This is a genomic window from Acinetobacter sp. ANC 4173 (genome assembly GCF_004331255.1).
GTDB lineage: Bacteria > Pseudomonadota > Gammaproteobacteria > Pseudomonadales > Moraxellaceae > Acinetobacter.
Map to the genome: position 1 here is coordinate 33,952 of NZ_SJOF01000020.1, position 12,026 is coordinate 45,977.

Genomic DNA, 12,026 nt, shown 5'->3' on the forward strand with positions numbered 1-12,026 from the left:
TTTTTCACTAGGGAGTAACCATGAGTTCAGAAGACCAATCTGTCACTCAAACAGAACAAAGCAACGAAAAGGCTTATGATTCCTCTAGCATCAAAGTGTTGCGTGGTTTGGATGCCGTTCGTAAGCGCCCAGGTATGTATATTGGCGATACTGATGATGGTTCAGGTTTGCATCACATGGTATTCGAAGTGGTGGACAACGCCATTGATGAAGCTTTAGCAGGTCATTGTGATGAAATCTTGGTGACGATTCATGAAGATGAGTCAGTCAGTGTTTCTGATAACGGTCGTGGTATTCCAACCGATATTCACCCTGAAGAAGGGGTTTCTGCCGCAGAAGTTATTTTAACTATTCTGCATGCTGGCGGTAAATTTGACGATAATAGTTATAAAGTTTCAGGTGGTTTGCACGGGGTAGGTGTTTCCGTTGTAAATGCCTTGTCGAGCAAACTCGAATTAACCATTCATCGTGCGGGGCATATTCATCAACAAGAATATCGCCATGGTGATCCGCAGTATCCACTCAAAGTGATTGGTAATACCGAAACCACAGGCACGATTGTACGTTTTTGGCCAAGCTCGGACACCTTTAGTCAAACGATTTTTAGTGTCGATGTTTTGGCACGTCGCTTACGTGAATTGTCTTTCCTGAATGCAGGTGTACGTATTGTTCTGCGTGATGAGCGGATTAACTTAGAACATGTATATGACTATGAAGGTGGTTTGTCTGAGTTTGTTAAATATATTAATCAGGGCAAAAACCATCTGAATGAAATTTTCCACTTTACTACTCAAGCTGAAAATGGCATTGGGGTAGAAGTGGCCTTGCAATGGAATGACACTTATCAAGAAAATGTCCGTTGCTTTACCAACAATATTCCGCAAAAAGATGGTGGTACACATTTAGCAGGCTTCCGTGCAGCGTTGACCCGTGGCTTAAATAGCTATATGGAAAATGAGAGTTTGCTGAAAAAAGAAAAAGTGGCAGTCACGGGAGATGATGCGCGTGAAGGTTTAACCGCCATTATTTCAGTGAAAGTGCCAGATCCGAAGTTTTCTTCGCAAACCAAAGAAAAATTGGTATCGAGTGAAGTGAAATCTGCGGTAGAACAAGCAATGAACAAGGCATTCTCTGAATACTTGCTTGAGAACCCTGCTGCGGCAAAATCAATTGCAGGCAAAATTATTGATGCGGCACGTGCACGTGATGCGGCGCGTAAAGCCCGTGAAATGACCCGTCGTAAAAGTGCCTTAGATATTGCGGGTTTGCCAGGTAAATTGGCAGACTGTCAGGAAAAAGATCCTGCAATGTCTGAATTGTATCTGGTCGAGGGTGATTCTGCGGGTGGTTCGGCGAAACAAGGTCGTAACCGTAAAATGCAGGCGATTTTACCGCTGAAAGGTAAAATTCTCAATGTGGAACGTGCACGCTTTGACAAGATGATTTCTTCTCAAGAGGTCGGCACGCTGATCACGGCTTTGGGCTGTGGTATTGGTCGCGAAGAATATAATCCTGATAAGTTACGTTATCACAAAATTATTATCATGACCGATGCCGACGTCGATGGTTCACATATTCGTACCTTATTGTTAACCTTCTTCTTCCGTCAAATGCCAGAATTGGTGGAACGTGGCCATATTTATATTGCCCAACCACCGTTGTATAAGTTGAAAAAAGGCAAGCAAGAGCAATATATTAAAGATAATGAAGCTTTGGAAACTTTCCTGATTTCAAATGCCATTGATGATTTGGCTTTGCATATCAGTGCTGAAGCGCCTGCGATTCGTGGTGAAGCTTTAGCCAAGGTAATTGCCGATTATCAAACCTCACAGAAGAGTTTACAGCGGTTAACCCAGCGTTATCCTGCAAGCTTATTGGATGGTTTGATCTCGATGGACGCTTATAAGTTTGATCATTCACAAGATTTGGCTTATGTACAACAGTGGGGTGAGCAATTGCGTGCCGCTGTGGAAAAAACACAGCCGAGCTTACGTCCAGAATTGACGCTTGAAGCCTTCGATAAAGAGTTGGCTGATGGTCAAAAGGCAGTAGTGTATTTCCCACGCATCACGATTTATGTGCACAACCTCCCACACAGCTATTTACTTGATGCAGGCTTATTGTCTTCGAGTGAGTATGTCCGTTTGCTGAAAAACTCGAAGAGCTGGTTTAGCCTGCTTGAAGAGGGTGCATATTTGGAAAAAGGCGAGCGTAAAATTGTGGTCAACAATTTCCACCAAGTGTGGCAGCATATTTTACAAGACTCGCGCCGTGGCATGATGATCCAACGTTATAAAGGTTTGGGTGAAATGAACGCCGAGCAGTTGTGGGAAACCACGATGGACCCTGACAATCGTAATATGTTGCAAGTGACGATTGATGATGCGATTGAGGCTGATCGTATGTTCTCTTGTTTGATGGGTGATGATGTCGAACCACGTCGCGCATTCATTGAAGAGAATGCTTTAAATGCCGATATTGATGCCTAACAGCATGTCATTTTAAAAGCAGCCTACGGGCTGCTTTTTTATTGCATAGACTTTGTTGTTTTTTAGTGATGGTTATTAAACTGTCGTATTGTTCTGGCATGCTGACTAAAAAATAACTGAGTGAAAAGCATATGGATTTAAGTTTGGAACAGTGTCGTGATCATTGGCTCAATGCTTTTTATACGGGACAAGTGCAGGAGCTGATCATATACGAGCATCCAGAATTTAAAGTGGTATATGAGGCACAGGGGAAGGTGGAAAGTAATTTGAGTCGTTATGCATGTATTCAACATGCAGTGCAAAACGGCGTATGGAAACCACGTTATTTAGACATTCAAACCGAAATATTTGAGTTTAACCCGACGCAAACTGAATGCCGAATTTTGCTCCATCTTGCGCAGCCTGGACAGGTCGTTCAAGAAACTTGGTCCTTTCAAGCCGATGCATGGCAAATTATTGAACTACGGTTTTGCAAAAAGAAACTGGTCGGTGTATGTGATTGAATTGATTTAAGCATAAAAAAAAGCAGGTCGAGTGACCTGCTTTTAATTTATTCGGGATTGGTTTTAGTCAGTAAAAGTCACTTTCGCAATGGCTTTTTTACCAGCTTGAACAATCACCGTGATATTTTCTTTCACAGAGAAGCCAGCATCGACCACATTCCAGTCGACTTTAACGGCTCCACGTGAAACAGCATCTTTGGCCGCCGCCGCATTCTTGGTTAAACCCGCAGCACGTACAATCGAGGCAATAAACATTTCACCACCAAACTCGGCACGTGAAATCGTGATTTCAGGTGTCCCTTCAGGTAGTTCACCTTCGGTAATGATGTTCCCTGCACCTTTATGCGCATTGGCAGCAGCTTCCGCACCGTGGAAACGCTCAACCAATTCAAGTGCCAGAATTTTCTTCACTTCTTGTGGATTACGACCATCTTCAACTTCTTTGAGCAGGACTTTGATTTCTTCAATCGATTTAAAGCTAAGAAGATCAAAATAACGTTCAATCAAAGCATCTGGCATGGAAAGCACTTTTTGGTACATGGCGCCAGGCGTATCAAATACCCCAATGTAATTGCCTAAAGATTTAGACATTTTATTGACGCCGTCTAAGCCTTCAAGAATTGGCACCGTAATGCAGACCTGTGCTTCTTGATTATAACGACCTTGCAGCGTACGTCCCATCAATAAGTTAAAGGTTTGATCCGTACCACCGAGTTCCACATCTGCCTCAAGTGCAATTGAGTCATAGCCTTGAACCAATGGATACAAGAACTCATGAATCGCAATCGGTTGCTGATTGTTATAACGCTTGGTGAAATCATCACGTTCTAACATGCGGGCAACCGTTTGCTGTGAAGCCAACTGAATTAAATCAGCTGCAGTTTTAGTCGCAAACCATTCTGAGTTAAAACGCACTTTGGTTTTATTTGGATCAAGAATTTTAAATACTTGTTCTTGATAAGTCTTGGCATTTTCTAAGACTTGTTCACGTGACAACGGAGGGCGTGTGGCACTTTTACCTGTTGGATCACCGATCATCGCGGTATAGTCACCAATCAAAAACGTGACATCATGACCTAAGTCTTGGAAAGTTTTTAGTTTATTAATTAAAACGGTATGCCCCAAGTGCAAATCTGGTGCAGTCGGATCGAAGCCCGCTTTAATTTTTAGAGGACGATTCTCTTTGAGTTTCTTTAACAGATCCTCTTCAGAGATAATTTCATGAGTGCCTCGTTGAATGAGGGCAAGCTGTTCTTCAGCTGGCAGGAAATTTGACATCACAAAACCCAAACACATCAGTTATTCAATTTGTGCGATATACTAACACTTTTTCAGCACATTGCAGGCTTTAGAATAATCATGACAGCAATCTATATTGGGATAATGACCGGCACCAGCATGGATGGGGTAGATATTGTGGCCGCTTCATTCGACCCATTGCAGTTGCATGCCACGCTCACCTTAGCGTTTGACCCCGATTTACGTGATGAATTGATGGCACTGACTTTGCCAGATGACAATGAAATTGATCGTATGGGCAAGGCAGATGTGGCTTTGGCAAAAATGATTGGTGAAGGCATCAATACACTGATTGAACAGCATCAACTCGACCGCAGCCAAATTAAAGCCATTGGTTCGCATGGGCAGACCATTCGTCATCGTCCTGAGCATGGTTTTACTTTGCAAATTGGCGATCCCAATATTATTACTGAAATCACTCAAATCCCTGTAGTCTCCGATTTCCGCCGTCGTGATATGGCGGCAGGTGGGCAGGGTGCACCTTTGGTGCCTGCTTTTCATCAGGCATTATTTCAGCATGAAAGTATTCACCGTGTGATTCTAAATTTAGGTGGCATTGCCAATGTTAGTCTTTTACCTGCGGGTGCACCAGAGCTGGTTTCGGGTTTTGATACTGGACCTGCCAATATTCTGATGGATGCATGGTGCCATCGTTATACCGGACAACCGTATGACGAAAATGGCAACTGGGCCGCTTATGGTCAGCCAATTCGCAGTTTATTAGAGCGCTTACAGGCACATGACTTTTTTGCCAAAGAGCCGCCTAAAAGTACGGGACGTGAAGATTTTAATTTGGATTGGTTGGATGACCAGATCATGGATTGGCGCAATGATGAGCTGGCGTATGATGAATTGGAAGATAACCCTGAAAATATCCAAGCCACCTTATTAAAACTGACTACACGCGCCATTAAAAAAGCCATCTATCGTTCAGGTATGGACACGGGTGAGGTCTATGTTTGTGGTGGTGGAGCGTATAATTCACAACTTTTGGAACAATTACGCTGGCGTTTACGCAAGCACCAATGGACGGTACAAAGTACCGCAGACTTAGGTTTAAGTCCGACTTGGGTTGAAGCCACAGCTTTTGCTTGGTTAGCGAAGCGTTTTGTTGAGCATTTAAGCGGTAATTTACCTGCGGTGACTGGCGCTGAAGGTTATCGTATTCTAGGCAGCATAACTGCAGTTTAAACGTCGAGAAGACATCCATAAAAAAACCTCCTGAATTTGGAGGTTTTTTTACATCTGTGATCAACTTAAATCGAGAAAGATGAGCCACAGCCACAGGTCGTGGTTGCATTTGGATTTTGTACAATAAAGCGTGAACCTTCTAGACCTTCAATATAATCAACCACAGAACCGATTAAATATTGGTAGCTAAGAGAGTCGACCAACATTTTGACATCGCCATTGATGAATTCGGCGTCATCTTCATTCATATTGTCGGCAAAGTTAAAGCCATAAGAAAAGCCTGAACAGCCCCCGCCTGTTACATAGACACGTAACATTAAATCTTGGTTGCCTTCACTATCGCGCAATTGGCGTACTTTATTTGCAGCATTGTCGGTCAACACAAGCGTTGGAGCAGTCATGATAGATTCCTCTGTTCGGTTCATGGGTCTTTTAAAAATGAAAAAGACCATATCTCTAGTATAGCATACTCAATATATGGTCAATATTTGAAGATTAAAAGTCAAATCAGAGTAATTTTATCAAGATTATTTGTAGTTTTCATCTTGCAAGCCACATTCAAAATTTTTGGCATCTTCTTTACAGCGGAATTGCCACAGCAGTTTCATCATGCGTTTGTCATACACCCCTTGTTGGGTCAAATTAATTCGCGCATCACGCATCATTTTTTGATAGCCTGGTTGATCGGGGGCAGGGACGTCCATCCAGTATTTGCTTGGAATATCGGCTTTCATTTTACCTAAAATGCCAAAAGCACGTGGAAGTTGTGATTTGACCCATTCACGCGATTGCTGACCATAGCCTTTAGGAAAACGGTCGGGACGAATAATGATATTGCCTGTGACTTGTAAAATTGGATAATTGACAATAGCCCCTTTATTGCCCAAACCTTTATGTAATTCCAGTGCTTTAAACGCAGCAGCAGGTGCCCCAATAATATCAACCTGACCATTGTTAAATTTGCTGCCAAAATTGGTGACATCGGAACTGACGGCCTGAGCACCGACTTGTTGCACCATGATTTTTTGCGCTTGATCATAGTCCAACACAGCAATCTTTTTGCCTGCTGCTTTGGCGACAGTGTTAATACTACGATCATTCACCAGCAGATAGGCATCACCGACAGGAATGACGCCTGCAATTTCATATTTGCCTTTCAGCATATATTTGCTAAAAGTCGGATTGGCTAAACCTTGCATGACTTTAACTGCTAACTTGAGGTTGGGAATGGCTCCAATCGCATCTAGTGAGCCAGTGAAATCATTAAATTGCCGTCCGCGCATGCCAGTCACACTAATTCCATCACATTTTCCTGCTTTAAAATCTTCGGCAATCACCGCTTCATTTTGCGCAACTCGCAATTCAATATCTGCGCCCCAGTTTTTAGCTGCCAATTGATAATCTTTCATTAGGGCATAGACATCGCCACTTTTACCAACGAAATCAAACACACACACCACTTGTTTGGCTTGAACAAAACTGGTGCTTACAGATAGCCCAAGTCCCATCAAAAGTTGCCTTGATGATCGTTTCATCATGTGAATTGTCCTTATTCCATTCTTTTTGTATTGTTGGAATGATGTTTTTCATCATTTTAAGTGGTAAAGCAAAGCGTTTACCTGTGTTCAAGATTAGCGTGTTTTTATCCTTGAACATTGGCACTTTAGACAAAAATTTAGATAAAAAAGCCTAGAATAATCTAGGCCTTAGTGATTGATTTATGGTTTATTCACCAGCCATGGAACACTCAAAATTGGCTTTATCGACAGAGCAACGCGCCTTTTTCAAGACACTCATCATGCCTGTATCATAAATACCTTGCTTGGTAAGATCGATACGACCATCACGTAACATTTTTTGGTATTTAATTTTATCTTCAGCACTTAAATTCATGCGGTATTTGGCAGGGATACCGGCTTCAAGACGGTTAATCATCGAGAAACTTTTTGGTAAATTCTTCACAAACCAGTCACGAGATTTTTGTCCAAAACCAGCAGGGAATTGCTCAGGACGAATCACAAAGTCGGCAGTGACTTGTAGCACAGGAAAGTTAAACATCGCACCATTGCTGCCTAAACCTTTATAAATTTCGAGAGGTTTATACGCATAGGCTGGGGCACCTACCATGTCGACTTGACCATTATTAAATTTAGCCACGAAATTTGAAACATCCGATATGACCGCTTGGGCACCAACACGTTGCACCATGATTTTTTGTGCTTGGTCATAGCCCAAGACTGCGAATTTTTTCCCAGCCGCTTTTTCTATGGAATTGATGTTTTTATCACGCACAAAAATAAAGGCAGAACCGAGAGGGGCAATACCTGCCACTTCATATTTTTTGCCGCTCAATGTTGTGACCATTTTATTGGCATTCCGTTGGTCTAGGGCAAAGCTAATGGCTTTTTGGGCAATGGTATTGCTTGGTGCCCCCCCTAAGGCATCAATGGAACCTGCAAATTTATTGTATTGGCGTGCGCGCATTGCAGTCATAAAAACGCCGTCACATTTACCTGCTTTAAAGTCGTTATCCGCGACGGCTTCATCTTGTCGTGGAATCAGGTTGATTTCTGCACCCCAGCTTTTGGCTGCTAATGCCCACTCTTGCGCCATTTGATAAGATTCACCTGACTTACCGAGCAAATCAAACACACAGATATCCACTTTGGCTGCTTGCGCAGTCGTAGAGAGACTTACAGCAGTAATAGCAGCTAAACCGAACATGACTTTTTTCATTGTGTTCATCCTTTTCAGATTGGTTATTGTTCTAAGTGTCCTTACACGCAGACAATCTTAAGCAAGTTTTGCCTTTTAAAATAGAGTATTTACTCCATTTTAAAATAAAAAAATGACACTCTCTGCAAAATTGCTGTCAAATTGTCCAATCCAAAGCTGTGTTTCGATTAAAATCAGTCAATTAAATCAAGATTTTTTTGGGGAAAAATTATCATCCAATTATTCTCCCCCCAATGAGCATTCAAAATTGGTACGCTCAACGGTACATCTGGCTTTTTTCAGTACTGTCATCATGGTGGGGTCATAGATGCCTTGTTGCGTCAGATCCATTCGCGCGTCACGCAACAATCTTTGATATTTTTCTTTGTCATCTTTAGCCAGTTCCATGCGATATTTGTTCGGAATGCTGGCTTCTACGCGCTGTACCATCGCAAAATTTTTAGGTAGTTGGCGGACAAACCATTGTCGAGATTGGGCAGCAAAACCCTCTGGAAATTGTTCTGGTCGAATAATCAGGTCTGCCGTGACATTCAATACGGGAAAATTGAGCATGGCGCCGTTATTGCCCAGCCCTTTATAAATTTCGAGTGGCTTAAAGGCATAAGCCGGTGCGGGCACGACATCGACTTCATTCTGATTAAATTTTTTCACAAAATTGGAAATTTCAGACATCACAGGAACAGCATTCACGCGTTTCACCATAATTTTTTGCGCCTGATCGAATTCCATCACTGCAATTTTTTTACCATTGAGTTTTTCAACGGTATTGACTGATTTATCCCGTACAAATAAATAGGCTGGGCCAATCTGCCCAATCCCTGCAACTTCATAAGTCTCTTTACCTGATTTTGTGATGAGGCGTTTCTGGTTTCGTTTGTCTAAAACATAAATAATGGCTTTCTGCGCAATCGCGTTATTGGGTACTCCACCTAATGCATCAATTGAACCCGCAAATTTATTATAATTACGGGCACGCATAGAGGTCATATAAAAACCATCACATTTACCAGCTTTGAAGTCTTGGTCTAATTTGGCTTCATCTTTGTAAGCCGTCAGGTCGATATTGGCGCCCCAGTTTTTACTGGCCAATGCCCATTCTTCAAGCAACTTATAAGATTCCCCAGACTTGCCAAGCAAATCGAAAACGCAAACATGAATATTTGCATGCGCCAAATTGGACAAATTGAAGAGTGTTGCTGTAGACAAGACAAAAAAGGCTTTTTTCATTATTTCACCTCAATTTTTTGATTTTTCAGGAACAAATTTATATAAACATGTTTTTTGGGGGTGAAATAGAGTTTTTGCTCTATTTCCGATCGGTAACATTTCCGTGTATCTGTGGTTGGTGCTTTTTCTTTTCTAAGCGACTTCCTTTAGAATACGCCCACTATTCTTCTCATTTAGATATTTCAATGATTCAGTTAGATCAACTTTCTATACGTCGCGGTGGACGTGTTTTATTTCAAAAAGCATCCATGCAGCTACACCCAGGATGGAAAATTGGCTTAACAGGCGTCAATGGTGCAGGAAAATCCACCTTATTTTCTGCGCTCTTGGGGGGAATGGAATCTGACGGAGGATCTTTGACCCGTCCTGCGGTGTGGACCGTTGCCCATATGGCACAAGAAATCAAAGCTTTAGACATGAAAGCCATTGATTTCGTTTTATCAGGCGACGAAGAATACTGGGAAATTCAGAACAAACTGGACCATCCAGAAAGCTTAAGTGATGATGAACTGGCTCATTTATACGGTCGCTTTGATGAAATTCATGGTTATTCAGCCGCGGCTAAAGCATCACAACTCATGGCAGGCTTAGGTTTCTTTGAACATCAATCACAACTCGATGTTTCAAGTTTCTCGGGCGGTTGGCGTATGCGTCTGAACCTTGCGCGTACCCTCATGAGTCGTTCAGATTTATTATTACTAGATGAACCAACCAACCATTTAGACTTAGATGCAATTCTGTGGTTAGAAGATTGGTTGAAAGCCTACGAAGGAACTTTGGTTCTGATTTCGCATGACCGTGATTTCTTGGATGCGATTACCGACCATATTTTACATATCGAAAATCAAGAACTAATTTTATATACAGGTAACTACTCGACTTTCGAACGTACTCGTAGTGAGCGTTTAGCACAACAGCAACAAGCCTACGAAAAGCAATTAGAAACACGTGCACATTTGCAAAAATATATCGACCGCTTTAAAGCACAAGCCACCAAAGCCAAACAAGCGCAAAGTCGAATCAAACAATTGGAACGTATGCAGGAACTTTCTGCTGCGCATGTCGATACGCCGTTTACCTTCAGTTTCCGTGAACCGTCGAAAATGAGTTCACCTTTACTGGAACTTGAAACTGCCGATATTGGTTACGGTGAAAAACTAATTGTGACCAATGTTAATTTGCAAATTACCCCGACCAGTCGCATTGGTTTGTTGGGAATGAATGGCGCAGGTAAATCAACTTTGATTAAATCACTGGTTGGCGATCTAAAACTATTACAAGGGACGCGTAAAGATTCTGAACTGCTAAATATTGGTTATTTTGCTCAGCATCAAATGGATGCTTTGGATGGTAACGCCAGCCCAATGTTGCAATTGGCTCGTATTGCCGACAAAAAAATTAGTGAAGCAAGTTTACGTTCTTTCTTGGGCAGCTTTGGCTTTAGTGGCGAACGTATGGACACACCAAGTGAAAGTTTCTCTGGTGGTGAACGAGCACGTTTGGCTTTAGCATTAATTGTATGGCAACGTCCAAACGTATTAATTCTGGACGAACCCACCAACCATTTAGATTTAGATATGCGTCATGCACTCACAATGGCACTGCAAGATTTTGAAGGTGCGGTGGTTCTGGTTTCGCATGAACGCCAATTGATTGCTTCTGTCTGTGATGAGTTGATCTTGGTTCATGCGGGTCAAAGTCGTGAATTTGATGGCGACTTGACGGCTTATGCCGAATGGTTACGTCAAGCACGTATCGACATGATGAAGAATGGTCAACAACCGTCTGCTCCAGTTCAATCCCAAGTTGAAGTGAAACCCACTATTTCTAAACTGGACAAAGAGGCTCAACGTAAAGAAGCGGCGCGTCAACGTGAACTCAGTCGTCCAATTCGTAAAAATATTGAAAAAAATGAAGTTCAGATCGCCAAAGTTCAGCCACGCTTAGCAGAAATTGAAGTTTTATTGGGTGATCCTACGCTATATGAAGCAAACCGTAAGGATGATTTGCTGAAATTGATGGATGAACAAAATCAGTTAAAAGCAAAATTAGAGCAAATTGAAGAAGAGATGCTGACGTTAATGATGGAATTAGAAGCGTTGGAAAGCATATTTTAATTCTTCAAATGACAAAATAGAAAAAGCACAACGTTAATGTTGTGCTTTTTCTACATTAAGTACTAACAGCAAAAGCAAAAAACACATTAAATGAAAATAAATATGCGATTTAGGTTCGAAAACGATTAAAAAATGAATGAAAAACTAGTTTTTTGCATTGTTTTGTGGAAAAAACCAACACATGTGCAAAATAATTTAAAAAGGGTATTGCAACGTGTTGGGAATGCTGTAGAATGCACATCCATCGGCGGTGATGTTGATTAAAACTTGTTGAGAAACAAGGATTTAGCCCAAGCGGTAGAATCTGGAAGTCTTGAAGGGGTTTAAAAATAATTAACAAAACCTGTTGACTTTGATTGAAATTAGAGTAACATAGCCGACCTAGCTTGATGATGACGAGTCATCAAGAAGATCATTAAGAGATTATGAAGAACAACTTGTGTGGATTTTTACTGATTGATTAA

General features: G+C 41.8%; 10 protein-coding genes. 5 read left to right on the forward strand and 5 right to left on the reverse strand.

What is annotated here, in order from left to right:
• Nucleotides 1–20: 20 nt before the first annotated feature.
• Both gyrB and E0H94_RS17200 read left to right on the forward strand, forming a co-directional pair.
• A complete protein-coding gene (gene gyrB, locus E0H94_RS17195) occupies nucleotides 21–2,489 on the forward strand; it encodes a DNA topoisomerase (ATP-hydrolyzing) subunit B (RefSeq protein ID WP_131327605.1) in 2,469 nt (822 codons plus the stop codon).
• A gap of 131 nt (nucleotides 2,490–2,620) precedes the next feature.
• Nucleotides 2,621–2,992, forward strand: coding sequence for a hypothetical protein (locus E0H94_RS17200; protein ID WP_131327606.1), 372 nt, complete (start codon nucleotides 2,621–2,623; stop codon nucleotides 2,990–2,992).
• Between the two features lie 63 nt (nucleotides 2,993–3,055).
• Here the strand turns inward: E0H94_RS17200 and tyrS are convergent, their stop codons facing one another.
• Entirely contained in the window at nucleotides 3,056–4,288 is a 1,233-nt protein-coding gene (gene tyrS, locus E0H94_RS17205) for a tyrosine--tRNA ligase (protein WP_131265628.1), read from the reverse strand.
• A gap of 63 nt (nucleotides 4,289–4,351) precedes the next feature.
• On the opposite strand from tyrS, the gene E0H94_RS17210 reads away from it, so the two are divergent.
• The gene (locus E0H94_RS17210) at nucleotides 4,352–5,482 is read left to right on the forward strand and encodes an anhydro-N-acetylmuramic acid kinase (protein ID WP_131327607.1); all 1,131 of its coding nucleotides are present in this window, start codon (nucleotides 4,352–4,354) and stop codon (nucleotides 5,480–5,482) included.
• A gap of 65 nt (nucleotides 5,483–5,547) precedes the next feature.
• Here the strand turns inward: E0H94_RS17210 and erpA are convergent, their stop codons facing one another.
• From erpA to E0H94_RS17230, 4 genes are all read right to left on the reverse strand, one after another.
• Complete coding sequence (erpA, locus tag E0H94_RS17215; RefSeq protein ID WP_116762906.1) at nucleotides 5,548–5,883, reverse strand: iron-sulfur cluster insertion protein ErpA; 336 nt, start codon at nucleotides 5,881–5,883, stop codon at nucleotides 5,548–5,550.
• 126 nt (nucleotides 5,884–6,009) lie between these two features.
• Entirely contained in the window at nucleotides 6,010–6,990 is a 981-nt protein-coding gene (locus E0H94_RS17220) for a putative solute-binding protein (protein ID WP_413773027.1), read from the reverse strand.
• A gap of 217 nt (nucleotides 6,991–7,207) precedes the next feature.
• On the reverse strand, nucleotides 7,208–8,218 hold the full coding sequence (locus E0H94_RS17225; RefSeq protein WP_131327608.1) for a putative solute-binding protein: 1,011 nt from the start codon (nucleotides 8,216–8,218) through the stop codon (nucleotides 7,208–7,210).
• A gap of 219 nt (nucleotides 8,219–8,437) precedes the next feature.
• Nucleotides 8,438–9,445, reverse strand: coding sequence for a putative solute-binding protein (locus E0H94_RS17230; RefSeq protein WP_131327609.1), 1,008 nt, complete (start codon nucleotides 9,443–9,445; stop codon nucleotides 8,438–8,440).
• 185 nt (nucleotides 9,446–9,630) lie between these two features.
• On the opposite strand from E0H94_RS17230, the gene E0H94_RS17235 reads away from it, so the two are divergent.
• Nucleotides 9,631–11,562, forward strand: coding sequence for an ATP-binding cassette domain-containing protein (locus E0H94_RS17235; protein ID WP_131327610.1), 1,932 nt, complete (start codon nucleotides 9,631–9,633; stop codon nucleotides 11,560–11,562).
• A 132-nt stretch (nucleotides 11,563–11,694) separates the two neighbouring features.
• Nucleotides 11,695–11,826 carry a hypothetical protein gene (locus E0H94_RS18945; RefSeq protein ID WP_264757566.1) on the forward strand — a complete coding sequence of 44 codons (132 nt, stop codon included), beginning with the start codon at nucleotides 11,695–11,697 and terminating at the stop codon, nucleotides 11,824–11,826.
• The last annotated feature ends 200 nt before the right edge of the window (nucleotides 11,827–12,026 follow it).

Bases quoted from the DNA above. Each gene is read 5' to 3' on its own strand.
- E0H94_RS17225 (WP_131327608.1), bottom strand. From the start codon at position 8,218: ATGAAAAAAGTCATGTTCGGTTTAGCTGCTATTACTGCTGTAAGTCTC.
- E0H94_RS17230 (WP_131327609.1), bottom strand. From the start codon at position 9,445: ATGAAAAAAGCCTTTTTTGTCTTGTCTACAGCAACACTCTTCAATTTG.
- E0H94_RS17235 (WP_131327610.1), top strand. From the start codon at position 9,631: ATGATTCAGTTAGATCAACTTTCTATACGTCGCGGTGGACGTGTTTTA.
- gyrB (WP_131327605.1), top strand. From the start codon at position 21: ATGAGTTCAGAAGACCAATCTGTCACTCAAACAGAACAAAGCAACGAA.
- E0H94_RS18945 (WP_264757566.1), top strand. From the start codon at position 11,695: ATGAATGAAAAACTAGTTTTTTGCATTGTTTTGTGGAAAAAACCAACA.
- erpA (WP_116762906.1), bottom strand. From the start codon at position 5,883: ATGACTGCTCCAACGCTTGTGTTGACCGACAATGCTGCAAATAAAGTA.
- tyrS (WP_131265628.1), bottom strand. From the start codon at position 4,288: ATGTGTTTGGGTTTTGTGATGTCAAATTTCCTGCCAGCTGAAGAACAG.
- E0H94_RS17200 (WP_131327606.1), top strand. From the start codon at position 2,621: ATGGATTTAAGTTTGGAACAGTGTCGTGATCATTGGCTCAATGCTTTT.
- E0H94_RS17220 (WP_413773027.1), bottom strand. From the start codon at position 6,990: ATGGGACTTGGGCTATCTGTAAGCACCAGTTTTGTTCAAGCCAAACAA.
- E0H94_RS17210 (WP_131327607.1), top strand. From the start codon at position 4,352: ATGACAGCAATCTATATTGGGATAATGACCGGCACCAGCATGGATGGG.